Origin of the sequence: Sphingobium sp. CFD-1 (assembly GCF_024611115.1) — a bacterium.
In the GTDB taxonomy this organism is placed as follows: Bacteria; Pseudomonadota; Alphaproteobacteria; order Sphingomonadales; family Sphingomonadaceae; genus Sphingobium; species Sphingobium baderi_A.
This window is the reverse complement of record NZ_CP084398.1, coordinates 2,810,220-2,828,845: the sequence shown is the minus strand read 5'-3', so window position 1 is coordinate 2,828,845 and position 18,626 is coordinate 2,810,220. Positions and strand designations below refer to the sequence as shown.

General features: G+C 64.4%; 19 protein-coding genes. 7 read left to right on the top strand and 12 right to left on the bottom strand.

Annotation, left to right across the window (positions count from 1 at the left end; genetic code table 11):
• Positions 1-114 precede the first annotated feature (114 nt).
• The 4 genes from LDB26_RS14285 (at position 115) to LDB26_RS14270 (ending at position 4,365) form a co-directional block, all read left to right on the top strand.
• Positions 115-771 (top strand): Tim44/TimA family putative adaptor protein, encoded by a 657-nt coding sequence (locus tag LDB26_RS14285; protein WP_257538894.1) that lies wholly within the window; start codon positions 115-117, stop codon positions 769-771.
• Positions 768-2,045, top strand: a complete 1,278-nt coding sequence (locus tag LDB26_RS14280; RefSeq protein ID WP_257538892.1) for a murein transglycosylase A — start codon at positions 768-770, stop codon at positions 2,043-2,045. The genes LDB26_RS14285 and LDB26_RS14280 overlap by 4 nt, the downstream gene beginning before the upstream one ends.
• Before the next feature lie 9 nt (positions 2,046-2,054).
• The gene (locus LDB26_RS14275) at positions 2,055-2,588 is read left to right on the top strand and encodes a Smr/MutS family protein (protein WP_062068058.1); all 534 of its coding nucleotides are present in this window, start codon (positions 2,055-2,057) and stop codon (positions 2,586-2,588) included.
• A gap of 97 nt (positions 2,589-2,685) precedes the next feature.
• Positions 2,686-4,365, top strand: coding sequence for a bifunctional diguanylate cyclase/phosphodiesterase (locus LDB26_RS14270; RefSeq protein ID WP_062068056.1), 1,680 nt, complete (start codon positions 2,686-2,688; stop codon positions 4,363-4,365).
• 10 nt (positions 4,366-4,375) lie between these two features.
• Here LDB26_RS14270 and dapE read toward each other — a convergent pair whose 3' ends face one another.
• Positions 4,376-5,518, bottom strand: a complete 1,143-nt coding sequence (gene dapE / locus LDB26_RS14265) for a succinyl-diaminopimelate desuccinylase (protein WP_257538891.1) — start codon at positions 5,516-5,518, stop codon at positions 4,376-4,378.
• 53 nt (positions 5,519-5,571) lie between these two features.
• Between dapE and LDB26_RS14260 the strand changes: the two genes are divergently transcribed.
• Positions 5,572-6,015 carry a cupin domain-containing protein gene (locus tag LDB26_RS14260; RefSeq protein WP_257538890.1) on the top strand — a complete coding sequence of 148 codons (444 nt, stop codon included), beginning with the start codon at positions 5,572-5,574 and terminating at the stop codon, positions 6,013-6,015.
• Entirely contained in the window at positions 6,015-7,058 is a 1,044-nt protein-coding gene (locus tag LDB26_RS14255) for an LD-carboxypeptidase (protein WP_257538889.1), read from the top strand. Before LDB26_RS14260 ends, LDB26_RS14255 begins: the two co-directional genes overlap by 1 nt.
• 19 nt (positions 7,059-7,077) lie before the next feature.
• Here the strand turns inward: LDB26_RS14255 and LDB26_RS14250 are convergent, their stop codons facing one another.
• The 10 genes from LDB26_RS14250 to aroQ all read right to left on the bottom strand — a co-directional run bounded on the left by LDB26_RS14250 (position 7,078) and on the right by aroQ (position 16,135).
• On the bottom strand, positions 7,078-8,298 hold the full coding sequence (locus tag LDB26_RS14250; RefSeq protein WP_257538888.1) for a murein hydrolase activator EnvC: 1,221 nt from the start codon (positions 8,296-8,298) through the stop codon (positions 7,078-7,080).
• Between the two features lie 84 nt (positions 8,299-8,382).
• Positions 8,383-8,805 (bottom strand): 23S rRNA (pseudouridine(1915)-N(3))-methyltransferase RlmH, encoded by a 423-nt coding sequence (locus LDB26_RS14245; protein WP_257538887.1) that lies wholly within the window; start codon positions 8,803-8,805, stop codon positions 8,383-8,385.
• Between the two features lie 38 nt (positions 8,806-8,843).
• Positions 8,844-9,233, bottom strand: a complete 390-nt coding sequence (rsfS, locus tag LDB26_RS14240) for a ribosome silencing factor (RefSeq protein ID WP_257538886.1) — start codon at positions 9,231-9,233, stop codon at positions 8,844-8,846.
• Between the two features lie 12 nt (positions 9,234-9,245).
• Complete coding sequence (locus LDB26_RS14235; RefSeq protein WP_062069035.1) at positions 9,246-9,875, bottom strand: nicotinate-nucleotide adenylyltransferase; 630 nt, start codon at positions 9,873-9,875, stop codon at positions 9,246-9,248.
• Between the two features lie 621 nt (positions 9,876-10,496).
• Positions 10,497-11,951 carry a DNA recombination protein RmuC gene (gene rmuC / locus LDB26_RS14230; protein ID WP_257538885.1) on the bottom strand — a complete coding sequence of 485 codons (1,455 nt, stop codon included), beginning with the start codon at positions 11,949-11,951 and terminating at the stop codon, positions 10,497-10,499.
• A 134-nt stretch (positions 11,952-12,085) separates the two neighbouring features.
• Positions 12,086-13,285, bottom strand: a complete 1,200-nt coding sequence (locus LDB26_RS14225; protein WP_062068041.1) for an aminotransferase — start codon at positions 13,283-13,285, stop codon at positions 12,086-12,088.
• Between the two features lie 149 nt (positions 13,286-13,434).
• The gene (arsC, locus tag LDB26_RS14220) at positions 13,435-13,779 is read right to left on the bottom strand and encodes an arsenate reductase (glutaredoxin) (RefSeq protein WP_062068040.1); all 345 of its coding nucleotides are present in this window, start codon (positions 13,777-13,779) and stop codon (positions 13,435-13,437) included.
• On the bottom strand, positions 13,776-15,128 hold the full coding sequence (accC, locus tag LDB26_RS14215; RefSeq protein ID WP_062068038.1) for an acetyl-CoA carboxylase biotin carboxylase subunit: 1,353 nt from the start codon (positions 15,126-15,128) through the stop codon (positions 13,776-13,778). Before accC ends, arsC begins: the two co-directional genes overlap by 4 nt.
• A gap of 14 nt (positions 15,129-15,142) precedes the next feature.
• Positions 15,143-15,622 (bottom strand): acetyl-CoA carboxylase biotin carboxyl carrier protein, encoded by a 480-nt coding sequence (gene accB / locus LDB26_RS14210; RefSeq protein WP_257538884.1) that lies wholly within the window; start codon positions 15,620-15,622, stop codon positions 15,143-15,145.
• Between the two features lie 72 nt (positions 15,623-15,694).
• Positions 15,695-16,135, bottom strand: coding sequence for a type II 3-dehydroquinate dehydratase (gene aroQ, locus LDB26_RS14205; protein WP_062068035.1), 441 nt, complete (start codon positions 16,133-16,135; stop codon positions 15,695-15,697).
• 152 nt (positions 16,136-16,287) lie between these two features.
• Between aroQ and thiS the strand changes: the two genes are divergently transcribed.
• Complete coding sequence (gene thiS, locus LDB26_RS14195) at positions 16,288-17,289, top strand: sulfur carrier protein ThiS (protein WP_306812032.1); 1,002 nt, start codon at positions 16,288-16,290, stop codon at positions 17,287-17,289.
• 159 nt (positions 17,290-17,448) lie between these two features.
• Here thiS and LDB26_RS14190 read toward each other — a convergent pair whose 3' ends face one another.
• Positions 17,449-18,546, bottom strand: a complete 1,098-nt coding sequence (locus tag LDB26_RS14190; protein ID WP_019052766.1) for an IS630 family transposase — start codon at positions 18,544-18,546, stop codon at positions 17,449-17,451.
• Positions 18,547-18,626 lie beyond the last annotated feature (80 nt).

Here is an 18,626-nt window from a genome sequence, read left to right as displayed (position 1 = left end):
GGGGCAGGGCAATGGCGGCGCTTGGCCGATGCGAGCGTCCCCGGCATTTGAAGTTGAAGCGAAACATGCCTATGTAGGCAGGAACCATTATTGCCAAAAAGGGTATTTGCCCCCGTGTATGTAATCGTCATCCTCGCCCTGATCGCCGGTTTTCTGGCGTTGCGGCTTTATTCCGTGCTGGGAAAGCGCACGGGGCATGAGCAGGAGCCTGCCCTTCGCCCGGCGGAAGAGCGCGCCAAGGTGACGGTCCTGCAACCCCGGCCCGTGCCGGATATGGGCGGCGATTCGGTGCGCCTGTCCGACGGCTTGCTCGCACCGGGAGCGGAAAATGGCGTGCGCGCCCTGATTTCCGCCGACCGCAATTTCGACGTGCCGCAGTTCGTGGACGGTGCGAAGAGCGCGTATAAGATGGTGCTCGAAGCCTTTTGGCGCGGCGACCGGGATGAATTGGCATGGTTGTGCGACAGCGACGTGTTCGCCTCCTTCCAGGAAGCAATCACCGCGCGCGAGGCGGAGGGGCATGTTCTCGATAACCGCCTCGTCCGTATCGAAAAGGCGCAGATCGTCGAAGCCTCGATCCAGGGCGGCATCGCCGAAGTGGCCCTGCGTTTCGAGGCGGATATCGCCGCCGTCACCCGTGACAAGGACGGCAATGTCGTCGCCGGGTCGCTGACCGACGCGGTCGGCACCAACGACATCTGGACCTTCACCCGCGATATCCGTAGCGCGGACCCAAACTGGAAGCTCAGCGAAACCGACGAGGCTGCATGAGCTTGCGCCAGTCGGGGGGGGCGCTGACCGCAGCGCTGATGCTGTCTGCGTGCGCGGGCGGCCTGATCCCGCCTTCCGCCGGTGGGCCATCGCCGAGCCGTCCGGCGCCGGAGAGCGGTCCGCCATCTTCCGCTGGTGAAACGGCGACCAAACCCGTGCCCTCGACGCCGCGTCCGACGCTGCCGGCCACGCCGCCGTCGGTGCAACCCGCCGATCAGCAGGGCACCGCCGCCGCGGCCGGCGTGACGCGTGGTCCGGACATCGCAAGCCTCATTCCCTCGGGCGAACGCTCCCGCGCGGCCCTGCAGGCATTCCGCCTGTCCTGCCCGACGTTGATGCGCCGCACGGATCAGAGCGGCCTGACCCGCGGATCGGACTGGAACAATGCCTGCGCCGCCGCATCGAGCTGGCCCGAAGCGAGCGCCTCGGAATTCTTCTCCCGCTATTTCGAAGCGGTGCAGGTAGGGGAGGGCGCAGCCTTCGTCACCGGCTATTATGAACCGGAAATATCGGGATCGCGCACGCGTCAGCCGGGTTATCAGGTGCCAATCTACCGCCGCCCCAATGATCTGATCGACGTCGATCTCGGCCAGTTCAGCGAAAGCCTCAAGGGCAAGTCCATTCGCGGCAAGGTCAGCGGTACGAAGTTCATCCCCTATGACGAACGCTCGCAGATTGTGGATGGATCGCTGTCCGGGCGCGGGCTGGAACTGGCCTGGGCGGCCGATCCGGTCGAATTCTTCTTCCTCCAGGTACAGGGCAGCGGACGTTTGCTGTTGCCCGATGGCGGGGTCATGCGGATCGGCTATGACGGGCAGAACGGGCGCGATTATACCGGCATCGGCAAGCTGATGAAGGATCGTGGCCTGATCCAGGCCGGTTCCATGCAGGACATCATGCAATATCTACGCGCGCATCCGGCCGAAGGCGCGGCGATCATGGATGAGAATAAGAGCTTTGTTTTCTTCCGCGAACTCACCGGTGCTGGGCCGGTCGGCGCACTGGGCGTTGCGGTGACGCCCGAAGCGACCGTGGCGGCCGATCCCAAATATGTGCCGCTGGGCGCGCCGGTGCTGCTTTCGCTCGACCGGGCGGAACCCAATGGCATCTGGATCGCGCAGGACACGGGCGGCGCGATCAAGGGCGCGAACCGATTCGACAGCTTCTGGGGCGCGGGCGCGAAGGCGCGCAGCGTTGCGGGCGGCATGTCGGCGCGGGGCAGCGCGCTGGTCCTGTTGCCGATCGGTTCCTATGCCCGGCTGAGTGGTCGATGATTTCCCACCATGCCGCGGCGTTCGCTTTCTCCTGAAGAGCAGGCGCTCTGGGCGGCGTTGACCCGCTCGGTAAAGCCAATCCGCGCGGCTGCCCGAATGCCGGCGCCAGCGGTTGTTCCGATAAAGCCGGTCGAGCCAAAAAGGTTAACGCCATCGTCAGCGCGTCCATTCGTCGCGCCACCGGCACGCTCCCCCGCAGCCATTCTGGATTCAGGCTGGGAACGCCGAATCCGCGGCGGCAATCTGGTCCCTGACATGACCATCGACCTGCATGGCCATACGCTGTCTTCGGCCCATGTCCGGCTGGGCCAGGCGATCGCGCTGGGGCTGGCGCAGGGGGCGCGAATCTTGCTTGTCATTACGGGAAAACCACCGAAAAGCGCGGCTTTTGACAGCCACTCGCGGCGCGGCGCGATCCGGGGGGAGATTGGCCATTGGCTTGAAACCGGCAGCTATGCCGACCGCATTGCCAGCGTCCGCGCCGCCCATCCGCGCCATGGCGGCGATGGTGCGCTTTATGTGATCCTGCGTCGGTCGCGATAACGCTTTTTCTGCGTTGGCGCAGACCATTTCTTAACCACTGTCCTTCATATCCTGATGATCCATCCGGTCATTCCGGCACAGCAAGATAAGGAGGCATATGCAGGGCGTTACAATGACGAGTCGCGCCACCGCCTTTGCTTGTGCCGCGGGCGCGGTGGTTTTCATTCTTTCGTTGCTGCTGGGACCGGGGCAGGATCGGCAGATCGCCGACATCGGTCGTTCGCTCATCATCGCCATATTGTGCGGCACGTTGAGCTGGGCTTCAGCGCGTCGCACCGTCGCGACCATAGCCGCCGCGCTCGACCGCGCGACCGACCGCCTGCTCGCCGCCGCGCATGGCGATCTGCAATCGCCCGTGCCGCCTGAAGCGACCAAGGAACTGCCCGACCTTTCAGTGGCGATGGAAAGTCTGTTCAGCCAGGTCCGCACCAATCTCGACCATGTGCAGGCGCTGGCGCTGTTCGATCAGGTGACGGGCCTTGCCAACCGCACCAGCTTTTGCCGGCAGGTGGAGCGCCTGCTGATCGAGCGGCGGGACGCGGGCACCGCCGCGCTGTTCTTCATTGATCTCGATGGCTTCAAGAATGTGAATGACACGCTGGGCCATGCCGCGGGCGACCAGTTGCTGGCGCGCGTCGCGGGGCGGCTGCGCGAAGTGGTGATGGCGCAGGTCGGCGCGGGTGTCGGCGATGCGGTGATCGGTCGTCTGGCGGGCGATGAATTCACCCTGTTCTTCCCTAGCCTCCCCGGCCGCGACGCGGCGGCCAAGGTCGCGCGCTCGGTTCAGTTCGCGCTGGGCGAGCGGTTCGACCTTGGCAGCCAGCATGTCGATCTGGGCGCTTCCATCGGCATCGCCTGCTGCCCCGATCATGCCGATACCCTGCCGGGCCTGCTGCGCGCGGCCGACATCGCCATGTATCATGCAAAGGATGAAGGGCGCGGGCGGACCGAGATGTTCACCGCCGAACTGGCGCTGAAGGCGGCGGACCGGGCCGAACTGGAGCGCGACCTGCTCCGCGCGTTGGAGCGGGAGGAGTTCCTGCTGGAATTTCAGCCGCAGATCGAAAGCCTGAGCGGCCGGGCGGTCGCGGCCGAGGCACTGGTCCGCTGGGCCCATCCCGAGCGCGATCTCGTCATGCCCGGACTATTTGTGCCGATCGCGGAGGAAAGTGGGGTTATCGTCGCGCTGGGCGACTGGGTGATGGACCGGGTCTGCGAAACCGCAGCGCGCTGGGCGCGGGCGGGCATCGCGCACCGCATCGCGATCAACATCTCCAGCCGCGAACTGGAGCAGGCCGATTTCTTCCTGCGCCTGCGACATGCCATGGCGACACATGCCACGCCGCCCGTCATGCTGGAACTGGAGATCAGCGAATCGCTGGCGATGGATATGGAAGCGCGCCTGCTCGACCAGCTAGGCGCGCTGCGCCGCGAGGGCGTGCGCGTGGCGATCGACGGTTTCGGCACCGGCTATTCCAACCTGTCGCGGCTCAAGGACTTGCCGGTAGACCGGATCAAGATCGACCGCAGCCTGGTGCGCGACATCGCCATATCGGCGGAGGCGCGGACGATATGCACCGCCATTGTCGGTCTGCTCCAGGGACTTGGCCTTGAAGTGGTGGTCGAGGGGGTCGAAAATCAGGCGCAGATGGACATGCTGCGCGTTATCGGCTGCACTCTGTTCCAAGGCTATCATTTCGACCCGCCAATGCGGGAGCTGGCCTATATCGGCCGTTACGCGCCGCAGCCTTCGCTGGACCAGCGCGACATAGGTTGACTGCGCTCCGTTACCCCGCCAGCGCCCGTCGGACGATCAATCCATAGATGGTCGCTAGATCCTGAAGATCCGTCACGCTGACGGCCTCGTCCAGCTTGTGCATCGTGGCGTTATTGAGGCCGAATTCCACCACCGGGCACAGACGCGAAAGAAAGCGCGCATCGGAGGTGCCCCCGGTCGTCGAAAGCTCCGCATCCAGCCCGGTCACTTCGCGGATGGCATCCGTCACCAGCTCCGACAATGCCCCCGGCTGCGTCAGGAAGGGCTCGCCGCTGATCTTCGCTTCCACCGTGCCGCCCTCGGCCGCGGCGAGTGTCCTGATCCGATCGATCAGGGACGCGCCGCTGTGCCGGTCGTTGAAGCGGATGGAGATGCGAGCTGTTGCCGCGCCGGGGATCACATTATGCGCGGCATTGCCGACTTCCAGATCGGTGATCTCGATATTGCTGGGCTGGAACCAGTCGGTCCCTTCGTCCAGCACCTCCGCCTCTATGGCGGACAGGATGCGGACCAGCTTCGGGATCGGATTGTCGGCGAGATGGGGATAGGCGACATGCCCCTGCGTGCCCGCCACGCGAATCCACATATTGACCGATCCGCGCCGCCCGATCTTCACTACGTCGCCCAGCCGGGCGGTGGAGGTCGGCTCGCCCACGAGGCACATGTCAGGCCGCAATTCCCGCGCGGCCATCCGCTCCATCAGCGCCAGCGTGCCGTAAACCGCCGGGCCTTCCTCATCCCCCGTGATGATGAGGCTGATCGTACCGGGCAGATCGTCGGGCAGGCCGCGCAGCGCCGCGACGAAGGCTGCGATCGCGCCCTTCATGTCCACCGCGCCCCGTCCATAGAGCAACTCGCCCCGCACCTGCGGCGTGAAGGGGTCGCTGGTCCAGCCAGGGCCCGGCGGCACCACGTCCAGATGGCCGGCAAAGGCGAAGTGCGGTCCCGGCCCGGTGGTCCGCCATGCCAGCAGGTTTTCGACCGGTCCGTCGGGCGCTTCGCCCACGGTGAAGCGGTCGATGGTGAACCCCAGCGGCCGCAGCATCTCTTCCAGTGCCGCGAACACATCGCCGGTCGCGGGGGTTACGGATGGGCAGGCGATCAGACGCTCGGTCAAGGCCACCGCGTCGGCATTGGTGCTGGTCATGCTCATGCCGCTGCGTTAGCGAAAGCCTTGCCGCTTGACCAGCAAGAGGAGGACAGGTCATGCCCCGGTTCGATCTCACTGCTATCGCGCAGACCAATGCGACGGGCTACCCTGCGCCTCATGCAGCGGCGGTCCGCGGCCGATGGGTCCGCCGCTTGGGGCCTGCTCTGGGCCTCGCCGATTTTGGCGTCAGTCATGTGACGCTGAAGCCGGGGGCAGCTTCTTCCCACCGACACTGGCATGAAGATGAGGATGAATTTATCGTGATGCTGGCAGGACAGGCGGTGTTGATGGAGGAAGGTTGCCGGACGCTGATGCGGGCTGGCGACATGGCGGCCTTTCCTAAGGGCGAGCCCAATGGGCATCAGCTGCTGAACGAGAGCGAGGCGGACTGTGAATTTCTGGCTTTTGGTCGCGTTCCCCTAGGCGACGCCCACTATCCCGACATCGACCTGCATTGGTCGGCAGGCCGCTATCACCACAAGGACGGAAGCCGCTATTGATGATCGCTTTTGACCGCCGCGCTTTGATGGCCGCCATGGGCGGCGCGCTCATCGCGGCCAGGGCGCCGGCCGCTTCCCATGCCCCTGCGGCATCCCTTGTGAAACCGCCGCGCCTGCGCCCCGGCGATACGGTGGGGCTGATCGAACCGGCGGGCTTTACCGACGACGCCTTCGATCTCGATCTGGTCAAGGAAGCGATCACCGCCATGGGCCTCAAGCCCAAAGCTGCGCCTCATCTGGCCGAACGCCATGGCTATCTGGCGGGCAGGGATGCGGACCGGGCCGCGGATGTGAACGCATTCTATGCCGATCCGGAAGTGCGCGCCATCTTCGCCGTGCGCGGCGGCTGGGGCTGCGCGCGCATCCTGCCCTTCCTCGATTTCAGCATGATCCGCGCCCATCCCAAGCTGCTGATCGGGTTCAGCGACATCACGGCGCTGCATCTCGCCTTCGCCGCGCGGGCTGGCTTTACCACCATCCACGGCCCCAATGCCTCGGCCAGCTGGCCGGCCTTTTCCTGGGACGCCTTCCGCGCCATCGCCTTTGATGGCGCGACGCCCACGCTGGTCAATCCGGTGGGCAGGGAGGATCGCCTGGTCCAGCGTATCGGCCGCATCCGGACCTTCCGCTCCGGCAAGGCCAGCGGGCGGTTGCTGGGTGGCAACCTCACCGTGCTGGCGGCGCTGATGGGAACGCCCTGGCTGCCCGATTTCACCGGCGCGATCCTTTTCCTCGAAGACACCAACGAAGCGCCCTATCGCATCGACCGGATGCTCACCCAATTGGCGCTGGGCGGGGTGCTGGGCAAGCTGGCGGGCGTGGTTTTCGGCCAGTGCACCGGCTGCGCCGCCGATGGCCCCTCCTATGGCGGCTTTACCCTGTCGGAAGTGTTACAGCAGCATTTTGAGCCGTTGGGTATTCCTGCCTTTCAAGGCGCGCAATTCGGCCATGTCGCCAGCCAGTTCAGCCTGCCGGTCGGCGTGCGCGCGGAAATCGACGCGAATTTGGGCAGCATTCGCCTGCTGGAACCAGCCGTGGCCTGAGCCGGTCGGTCCTGCGCGTCTAACCCAATCCCGCCAGCGGCACGATGTCCACCGGCCGGCCGTTGCGGCGCAGTTCTATCGTGATCATGGGTCGTCCTGCGCCCGCCACACCCACCGGATCGCCCTGCCGCACGGCTTCGCCCACCGGGGCCGTCACGCGGTGCAGGCCGGTGATCAGCGTGGTCCATCCCTGTCCATGGTCGATGATGAGGATCTGGCCATAGCCGCGATACGGCCCGGCAAAGGCGACGCGACCCGCCGTGGGCGCCACGGCCTGCGCCCCGGCCTGCGCGGCGATAGTGAGGCCGCGCGAGCGGACGCCGCTGTCGCTGACTTCACCCATGCCGGTCACGAGCTGGCCAATCACGGGGAGGCGGTAAGGGGGGGGGCTGCTATTCGCCCTGGCTTGCTGTGGCGCGGGAGCCTGCGTCTGATCGGGGCGGGCAGGGCGCATAATTGGCCCTGACAGCCGCGCCAGCCGATCGCGCAGGTCGCCCGCTTCCTCCAGCTTGTCCATCAGGTCGACAATGTCGCGCGCCCTTTCGCCCAGCGCTAGCGCTCGTTCGCTTTCCAGCCCGGCGTTGGAACGATAATCCCTTGCCGCTAGCCGTTTCTGCGCTTCCAGCTGTTCCAGCGCCGCCTGACGCTGTTTCAGTTCCGTCCGGCCCCGCGCCAGCGCGTCCGCCGCCTGCTGCGCCGTTGCACGCAGCGCCCGGCTGCGGTCCAGTTCGGCGCGCAGCCCCGCCGTTCGTTCGCGGATCGCGGGCAGCACATTGTCCAGCACGGCGCGCATATGGACCGCGTCAGTGATCGATCCGGGCTGCACCAGCGTCAACGCCAGCGGCCGCCGGGCTATCATCTGGAGGGCGGCGGTCAATTTCACCACCGGCTCCTGCCGCACCGCCAGCCGTGCCGCCTGCGCCCGTTGCAGCCGGGCGATGATGGCGATGCGCGCCTGCGCGGCCTGAATATCCGCCTCCGATTCCTGTATCCGCGCGGCCATGGCGGCGGCGCGGCGACGGGCCTGGTCCGCCTCGTCGCGGGCCATGGTGGCTTGTTGTTCCATCCGCTGCGAGCGGCTGCGGGCCTCGTCCGACTGCCGCCGCGCCGCCTTGAGCGCGGCCTGTTCCTGCTCCAGCGTCGTGCCGGCCGTGCCGGGGAGGATGATCGCGCCGTCGTCCGCCGCCGGCAGGCGCGTGGCCGCCAACGCCGCGCCGCTCATCAGCGCCGCCGCGGCCATCCATTTTGCATATCTGGTTGAGCCCCCGCCCGTCATGACGCCAAGGTTAGGCGGAAAGCCTGCCCGCTGTCGAGCCGCACGCGCTCATCCCTCGCGATGATAGGGGTGGCCCGCCAATATGCTGCACGCCCGCCAGAGCTGTTCGGCCAGCATCGCCCGCGCCATCATGTGCGGCCATGTCATCGCGCCAAAGGCGATCAGCAGGTCGGCGCCCGCCCGCTCCGCATCGTCGAAGCCGTCCGCCGCGCCGATCAGGAAGCGGCACTCCCGCGTCCCCGCATCGCGCCAACCCTCGATGCGCCTCGCAAAATCCATGGAGGAAAGCTGCCTGCCCTTTTCGTCCAGCATCACCGTGACGGCGCCGGGCGGGGCGGAGGGCAGCTTGCCGCCCCGATCAGGCATTTCGGTGATTTTATGCGGCATGGTCAGCCGTTTCATATAGCGCTCGACCAGTTCCCCTTCGGTCGAGCGCCCGATCTTTCCGCGCGCGATGATGTGGAGCAGCATGGCCGCTCCCTAAACGCTCGCGCCGTGCTTGTCGAACCTTACGCCGTCCCGGCGGTCGGCGCGTCGACGAAGCCCCACATCCGTTCCAGATTGTAGAAGCTGCGTACTTCCGGCCGGAACAGGTGGACGATCACGTCGCCCGCGTCGATCAGCACCCAGTCGGCGACCGGCAGCCCCTCGATCCGCGCGGAGCGGCCCGTGGTCTGCTTGATCCGCTCGGCGAGCTTCTGCGCCATCGACGCGACCTGACGGGACGAACGCCCGCTGGCGATCACCATATGGTCGGCAATGCTGCTCTTGCCCTGAAGAGGGATGGAGATGGTTTCCTGCGCCTGGTCGTCGTCAAGCGACTTGAGGACAAGGTCGTGCAGGGCGGCAACGCTATCGGCATCATGCACCGTGTCGTTGGCGGGCTGGGGTCTGGACAAACAAGCTCCTTTTCAGACAATCATCCGGCGCGTGAGCGGGTCGCGCACACGCGTGTGTTCATATTCGCGATGCCAGAGAGGGTCCGCCTGCCTAAGCAGGGTCGCCGATCTTGGATCAGGGCGAAAGCGCAACAGCACAAGCGCCGGCGGTCTCCAATCCGTCCAGTCTGCACTCTGGCGCACGGGCCGGACGAAGCGCCGCAGCCAAGCCATGGCCTTAGAGCCATAAGCGGCTTCATCATAGCCCGGACGCGCGATCACGGCAATGGGCATCTGTCGCGCAATGCCGCGCCAGTCCTTCCATTGGGCGAACTGCGCCAGATTGTCCCCGCCCATCAGCCAGATGAAGCGATGGCGCGGATAACGCTGCCGGATCGCGCGCAGCGTATCGACGGTATAGCGGGTGTGAAGTTCGCGCTCGACCGCGGTGGCCCGAATCGGCGCCCGCCGCGCCATCGCTCGCGCCCGCGCGAGGCGGGCGGGCAGGGGCGCCATCCCCGCTCGCGGTTTCAGCGGATTGCCTGGCGACACCAGCCACCATATTTCATCCAGCCCCAGCGCCTGCGCCGCGAACAGGGATATGGCGCGGTGCCCCCCATGCGCCGGATTGAAGGAGCCGCCAAGAAGGCCGATGCGTGCCATGCTCAGCGCCATGCCAGTTGCGGGGCGCGGGGGCAATGAGGTGCATTAGGCTCGAATTTTCAGGGTTGGAACAGACAATGAACAGCCGGCTTGTGATGGTGATGCGAATCGCTGAATATAATCCGTAGTCTGCAAGCCGATGGTGAGCTGAAAGGGGCATGTATGAGAGGATGAAGCATTTAATTTAGAGTTGGCCCGTCAAAGCTGTCACGATTTGCCAAATTTTTGGTCCCTGAAGCGCAGGCGGCTGTTGAAGAACAATGGTTCCAACAGTCAGAGCATTTCAAACCACACAAGAGGAATTTACTATGAACGGCACAACGGAGCGGTTATCTCATTTAGGGAGACCCGTCATGCTGAAGTTCCCAACCGGTTTTCATTTAAATGCTGATTCAAAATGGCATTGGTGTCCGCTGGATAAATCGGGAGATTTTATCGCGATTTCAGTTTAATCCTACGATAGTTTTGAAGAAGCAAGATTCGGTTATGGATGAACATGCTTTTCGTTATTACAATCTGCTTAATTTAGACTTTTAGGTGTAATTTATCTTGCAGGTGTAGGGGGGATTTGCTCAGGCCGCCCTGGTTTTATTTAAAGCCATTCTATATTTTTATGTGCATTTAAGGGTTTTTTGACGGAAACATTCGAATACTTTCTTCGGCCTGTGAATCGCGCGCTGTCACGTCGAGCGGTTCCATCGCCTCTATCTCCTTGCCCCCAGTTTCGATGTCGAGGTCGCGGAACTTCCGGCCGGTGGAAAGGACGCGGCTCTCGAAACTGCCGATGAAGCTATTATAGTTGGAGACGGCGCCGTTGAGGCCAGAACCGAGCCGCTTGAGGTGCGTCGCCGCTACCGCCAGCCGCTCGTAAAGTTCCTTGCCGAGTTGACCGACCTGCCGCGCCTGGTCCTGCATCCGCGCCTGTCGCCAATGGCCAGCCAGCGTGCGAGCCAGCGGCAGGAAGGTCGCGGGGCCGCAGATGATGACTCGGTTCTTGGCGGCGCGCTCCCACAGGTCCATGTCCGCCTCCAGCGCGGCGGTGACGAAATTGTCGCCCGGCACATACATGATGACGAAGTCGGGCGCCTTGTCGAACTGCTCCCAATAGGCCTTGCGCCCCAGCGCGTCGGCATGAGTCCGCACCGCGCGCGCATGGTCGGTCATATAGCGCTCGCGCGCCGCCGGATCGACCTGCTCCACTGCGTTGAGATAGGCTTCCAGCGAACATTTCACGTCCACGACAAGCTGCTGGTCACCGGGGAGGCGGATGATGAAATCGGGCCGCAGCCGCCCTTCCTCGACCGTGACCGACACTTCCTCGCGAAAGTCGACGAAGGGGGAAAGGCCCGCCGTTTCGATCAGGTTCTTGAACTGCTGCTCGCCCCAGCGACCCCGCGTCTTGGGCGCAGCGCGCAAGGCATTCACGAGCTTGGCCGTTTCTTCGCGCACCTGCCCCTGTCCAAGTTGCACCTGTTGCACGGCCTCGCGCAGTTCGGCATAGCTACCCACGCGCTCCTTTTCGACCCGCGCCAGCCCTTCCTCATAGCGTTTGAGGGTTGTTTCGACCGGCGAGAGCAGGGTCTTCAATTGCGCCTCGCTCTTTTCATGCGCCTGGGTCAGCCGCTGGTCGGCGCGTTCGAGGAACTGGCTTTGCGCCTGATGCAGCAGCTTGCCGCCAATTTCGCTGAATTGCGCGGAAAGCTGTTCCTTGGCCTCTTTGAGCGCCGCGATCTGCGCTTCGAACGCCTCTGCCCGCGCACGCGCGTCGGATTGCAGCGCCGCCAGTTCCCGCGCCGCTGCCTCCCGCGCTTCGCGCGTCGCATCCAGCCGCTGTTCCAGAGCCGCCGCCTGCGCCACCCGCTCTGCGTCGAGCCGTTCGGCAGCCGCCACCCGTTCCTGCATCGCGGCCAGTTCGGCAATAGCCCGGTTGCGCTGCTCGCTCGCCACCTCCAGCTTCGCCGCGAGGTCCGTCCGCTCCGCGCCCAACCCCGCAGCCGCCTTGCCGCGCAACAGCCAGCCGACACCCAGTCCTGCGAGCAATGCAATGACGGTAATCAGAATTGGCATGCTGTCCATGGATCACGCTTTCGCCAGAGTGATTTCGCGGCCGATGGCATTATCTGCCGATTCGGAAATCACGGAAAACAAAGGGCTGCCCGGCGTTATTCGGTTCGGCTGGAACCGCATGAAGCTGGGAACGAAAGGGGAACTTAGCGGGCCGTCCCGCTCTCCGCAAGCAGGCTTTGACGAAAGCGCGCCAGCCGGTCCACCGCCGCGTCGATCACGCCGTCGGCCTTGGAAAAGCACAGTCGTACCAGGCTCGTCACCGCGCCGTCGGGAAAGAAGGCGGAAACTGGGATAGCCGCGACGCCTGCCTCATCGATGATCCGCTCGCAGAAGGTCACATCGTCCATGGCGATGCCTGAAGCAGGCAGGTCGATGGACAGGAACCATGTCGCCGCGCTCGGTTGCACGGCATAGCCCGCCGCCTCCAGCCCTTCGGCCAGCCGGTCGCGTGATGCCTGATAATCGTCCCGCATCTGCGCGAACCATTGCGCGGGCTTGCCCAGCCCTTCGGCCACCGCCCATTGCAGATTGGGCGCGGTGGTGAAGGTGAGGAACTGATGCGCCCGGGCCAGCAGGGCCGCCAATGCGGGCGCGGCGCACATCCAGCCCACTTTCCAGCCGGTGAGCGAGAAGATCTTGCCCGCCGATCCGATCTTGACCGTGCGCTCCCGCATCCCCGGAAACGCCATCAGCGACTGGTATCTGGCGCCGTCGAAGATCACATGCTCCCACACCTCGTCGCAGATTGCGATCAGGTCGCGCTCCACGCAGAAGCGCGCCAGCAGCGCCAGTTCCGCCTCGCGCATCACCACGGCGGTGGGGTTGGTTGGGTTGTTGAGCAGGATGAGGCGCGTGCGATCGCTCGCCGCAGCCGCGAGCGCCTCCTGTGTGATGCGCCATTCCGGCGGGGTGAGCGTGATGACCTTCGCCACGCCCCCCGCTCGCTCAATCAGGGGGACGTAGGAATCGTATAGCGGCGCTAGCACCAGCACTTCGTCGCCCGGCGTCACCAGCGCCATCAAGCTGGCCGCCAGCGCTTCCGTGGCGCCGGAGGTGACGATCACCTCTTCCGGGCGCAGATCCAGCCCCTGATGCACGCCATAATGCGCCGCGATGGCTGCGCGCAGTTCGGGAAGGCCCATCATGGGCGGATATTGGTTGGAGCGATTGAGCAGCGCGTGGGCGGCCGCTTCCAGCACCTCATGCGGCCCCGGCCCGTCGGGAAAGCCCTGACCCAGATTGATCGCGCCGGTTTCGCGGGCACGGATCGACATCTTCTCAAAAATGGTGGTCGGCATATCCCGGAACAGGGGATGGCCGAGCGCGGCGGCAGGATCAGTCATGCGGTTTCATGCCGGGCTTTGCCAAGCCGGGTCAAGTGAAGGCGGTTAAACTTTCCGAGGCTGGTCCGGCATCCAACTGCGCCAACACATTTACTGGCATGACGGGGTTGCACGCACCAGGCTGCCCCGTCACAGTCCAAGCGCGCTATTCAGAGAATGTCGTGCGCTTTTTCCGGCGGACGGGCGATGACGACGCCTTTTTCGGTGATGATGATGGGGCGTTCGATCAGGATCGGGTAAGCGGCCATGGCGTCCAGCACAGCCATGTTGTCGTTCGTATCGAGGCCGATTTCCTGCGCCACGGCTTCGCCCTTGCGAATGGCTTGAGAAGGCGCAATGCCTGCTTTTTTCAGCACCGCTTCGATTTCCGAACGGGTCGGGGGCGCCTTGAGGTATTCGACGACCTCGATCTCCAAGCCGGACTTCGCCTCCAGGATCGCCAGAGCCTGCCGCGATTTGGAGCAGCGGGGATTGTGCCAGATGGTGGCCTTCATGCCGCGTCTTCCCGCGCCAGCCAATCCTCCAGCCACTTGATCGTATAGTCGCCGTTCAGGAAATCGGGATCGCGCAGCAGCGCCTGATGCAGCGGGATGGTGGTCTTCATCCCTTCGATCACATATTCTTCCAGCGCGCGCTTGAGGCGCATGATGCAGCCCTCCCGCGTGCGGCCATAGACGATCAGCTTGCCGATCATGCTGTCATAATAAGGCGGCACCTTATAGCCCTGATAAAGGCCGCTATCGACGCGGACATGCATGCCGCCCGGCACATGATAGCTGGTGACGGTGCCCGGCGACGGCGCGAAGGTGCGCGGGTCTTCCGCGTTGATGCGGCATTCGATGGCATGGCCGTGGAATTCGATGTCCTCCTGCGCGACGGAGAGCGGCTTGCCTTCCGCAACGCGGATTTGTTCGCGGACGAGATCGACGCCGGTGATCATCTCCGTCACGGGATGCTCCACCTGCAGCCGGGTATTCATCTCGATGAAGTAGAATTCGCCGTCTTCCCACAGAAACTCGATCGTTCCCGCGCCGCGATAGCCCATGTCGGCCATCGCCTTGCGGACGACTTCGCCCATGCGGTCGCGCTCCGCGGTGGAGAGGACGGGGGAGGGGGCTTCCTCCAGCACCTTCTGGTGGCGGCGCTGGAGCGAGCAGTCGCGCTCGCCCAGATGGATGGCATTGCCATTGCCGTCGCCGAATATCTGGAACTCGATATGCCGGGGGTTGCCCAGATATTTTTCCATATAGACGGTGTCGTCGCCGAAGGCGGCCTTGGCTTCGCTGCCGGCCTGTTTCATCAGCGTTTCGAGTTGGTCTTCGGACGGCACGACCTTCATGCCGCGCCCGCCGCCGCCCGATGCCGCCTTGATAAGGACGGGATAGCCGATCTTCGCGGCGACCTCCTTGGCTTCCTCGACGTCGGAAAGCGCGCCGTCGGAGCCGGGAACGAGCGGCAGGCCCAGCGCGCCCGCCGTCTTTTTCGCCTCCACCTTGTCGCCCATGATGCGGATATGTTCGGGCTTGGGGCCGACAAAGGCGATGCCGTGGGTTTCCACAATCTCCGCGAACTGGGCATTTTCCGACAGGAAGCCATAGCCGGGATGGATTGCGTCGGCGCCTGAAATCTCCGCCGCCGAAATGATAGCGGCGATGTTCAGATAGCTGTCTTTCGCGGCAGGGGGGCCGATGCAGATGGCTTCGTCGGCCAGGCGCACATGCATGGCGTCGGCGTCGGCGGTGGAATGAACCGCCACCGTCTTGATTCCCATTTCATGACAGGCGCGATGGATACGCAGCGCGATTTCGCCCCGGTTGGCGATCAACAGCTTTTCAATGGCCATGGCGTGCGGCGGCCTTATTCAATGACGATCAGCGGCTGGTCATATTCGACCGGCTGGCCGTTATCGACCAGAACGGCCTTGACCTTGCCCGATGTCGGGGCGGGAATCGCGTTCATGACCTTCATCGCTTCGACGATGAGGACGGTATCGCCCTGCTTTACGGTCGATCCAATGGCGGCATAGGCAGGTGCGCCCGGCTCGGCCGCGAGATAGGCAGTGCCGACGATGGGCGAACGCACGGTCGTGCCCGAAGGCAGCGCGGCTTCGGCCGGAGCGGCAGCAACCGCCGGGGCGGCAGCGGCCGGAGTGGCGACGGGTGCCGGCGCCGCGACATAGGCCGGGGCTACAGCGCCTGCCTTGCGCGCGACGCGGATCTTGCGATCGCCATCCTCCACCTCGATTTCCGTCAGGTTGGTGTCATCGAGCAACGTAGCCAGATCCCGCACCAGTTGCACGTCCACCTGCATTGCGCCCTTTTCCTGCTTGTCGTTCATCTCATGTCCCTGGACGGTGAAATTTATTCTGTGATGCCCGCGCCTATGACCATTTGCGCCGCAGCGCAATGTTCAAAGCTCCAGTGCGGCTTCCAGCGCGAGCATGTAGGACATCGCGCCAAAGCCCGCGATGGTTCCCTTGGCTGCCATGCCGACATAGCTTTTATGCCGGAAAGGCTCGCGCGCATGGGGATTGGAGAGGTGCACCTCGATCACCGGCACGGTGATGCCCTTGATCGCGTCATGCAGGGCGATGGACGTGTGGGTAAGGCCACCGGGATTGAGGATGACGGCGTGCGCGCCTTCGCCATGCGCTTCCTGCAACCAGTCAACCAGATGGCCTTCATGGTTGGATTGACGGAAATCGATCTCCACATGAGCGCGGCTGGCGGCGTCCTCCATGCGTTCGGCAATGTCGTCCAGCGTGTCAAAGCCGTAAATCTCCGGCTCCCGCGTCCCTAGCATGTTGAGGTTCGGGCCGTTCAGCACGAAAATCTTGCGTGTTTCGGTCATGGCCGTCCCCCATTCTCGTTTCAAGCCTGTTGCGGGGGCGACGCCCCTGTCCCTATATGCGCCCCACGGCGCGGGCCTTTGGCGGGCCTTCATAGCCGTTTGCGTCCGCTCAAGTCGAGACGGGATGTGGACGGCGGCAGGAGTTTCGAAAAGTGAGCATCGACGGCACCATCTCCATCCACATTAATGGCGAGCACCGGCGCGTGCGGGACGGGCTGACGCTGGCCGAACTGGCGAGCGAGCTGGGTTTCGTGCCGGAAAAGGTGGCGGTGGAGCGCAACCTGGAGGTCGTGCCCCGCTCCACGCTGGGGCAGGTGCTGGTCGAGGATGGCGATGAGCTGGAGATCGTGCATTTCGTGGGCGGCGGCGACGTGAGCGCGGTTGATGAGGATCGCTGGAGCGTCGCGGGCAAGAGCTTCCGCTCGCGGCTGATCGTCGGCACCGGCAAATATAAGGATTTCGAGCAGAACGCGGCGGCGGTCGAGGCTTCGGGGGCGGAGATCGTCACCGTGGCCGTGCGGCGCGTGAACGTGTCCGATCCCAAGGCGCCGATGCTGACCGACTATATCGACCCCAGGAAGGTTACTTACCTGCCCAACACGGCGGGCTGCTATACGGGCGAGGAAGCGATCCGCACCCTGCGGCTGGCGCGCGAGGCGGGCGGATGGGATCTCGTCAAGCTGGAGGTGCTGGGCGAGGCGCGGACGCTTTACCCGGATATGGTGGAGACGCTGCGAGCCACCGAAATCCTCGCCAAGGAAGGCTTCAAGCCGATGGTCTACTGCGTCGACGATCCGATCGCGGCCAGGCGGCTGGAGGATGCGGGTGCGGTGGCGATCATGCCGCTGGGCGCGCCGATCGGTTCGGGTCTTGGCATCCAGAATCGCGTCACCATTCGCCTGATCGTCGAAGGCACGGCGCTGCCGGTTTTGGTGGATGCGGGCGTGGGCACAGCGTCCGAGGCCGCCGAGGCGATGGAACTGGGATGCACCGGCGTGCTCATGAACACCGCTATCGCTGAGGCGAAGGACCCGATATTGATGGCCGCCGCGATGAAGGCGGGCGTGGAAGCGGGCCGCATGGCCTATCGCGCGGGGCGCATGGGCAAACGCCTTTATGCCGATCCGTCCAGCCCGCTGGCCGGTCTGATCTAGGACGGAGCGGCATCAGTTCAGGAGGGCCGCACGCGGCGTCTTTCTATGCTTCGGGTGCTCACGACCATGTAGGTCGTTGCGCGCCGGGTCATGGACATTCACCATTATAGCTTCGCTGGCCTTCGGCTCGCTCCACCATCCCCTGAATGTCGATCCGTCCTAGTCACCTGAATCCGAAGTTCGGCTCATTGTTTTCTGACAGAAGCGCCTAACCGAGGCGAGGATATCGTCGGCGGATTTGACCCACTTGTAGGGCTTGGGTCTTTCGTTGTGAGCGGTGATGAAAGCGACGATATCGGCTTCGAGTTCGGCCGTTGATCGGTGGACGCCTCGCTGCAACTGCTTGCGCGTCAACTCGGCGAACCAGCGCTCGACCTGATTGATCCACGATGCCGACGTCGGCGTGAAGTGTACGTGCCAGTGCGGGCGGCGTGCCAGCCAGGCCTTGATCCTGGGCGTCTTGTGAGTGGCATAGTTGTCCATCACGAGGTGGACCTCAAGGCCTTCAGGCATGGCTGCATCGATCTGCTTGAGAAAGTCGAGGAACTCGGTCGCGCGATGTCGCCTGTAGCATTTTCCGATCACGGCGCCGGTGGCAATATCGAGCGCGGCGAACAGCGATGTCGTGCCGTTGCGGACGTAGGTATGGGTGCGCCGCTCGGGCACACCAGGCGCCATGGGCAGGACCGGCTGCTCGCGATCGAGGGCCTGGATCTGCGATTTCTCGTCTACGCATAGCACCACCGCGCGGTTCGGAGGCGACAGGTAAAGACCGACAATGTCTTGCACCTTGTCGACGAACAGCGGATCGCTCGACAGCTTGAACGTCTCCGACCGATGTGGCTGCAGACCGAATGCGCCCCAGATGCGCCGGATGGTGGTGTGCGATAGTCCGACCTCGGCTGCCATCGAACGGATTGACCAATGCGTCGCGTCCTTGGGCGTGGTGTTCAGCGTGCGCTCGATCACCTGCGCCACCTGCGCGTCGCTCACCGTGCGCGGACGGCCCGCCCGATACTCGTCGGTCAGGCCTTCAATCCCGGCTTGCGCAAAACGGCGACGCCATTTGCCGACCGTATGCTCGTGAACCCCAAGTCGCTCGGCAACCTCCTTGCTCTGCAGCCCGTCCGCGCACAGCAGTACCATCCGGCAGCGGTCCGATAGTGAACGCGGGGCCTTATGACGCCGAACCTGCGATTCCAGGAACATGCGATCAGCTGCACTCAAAACCAACTTGTCCGCCTGACGCCCGACCATCCATGCCTCCTGCGCTCAACAAGAAGCATATACAATGTAGCTTACTTCAGTTCCAGGTGACTAGCGTCTCTCGCGATTGC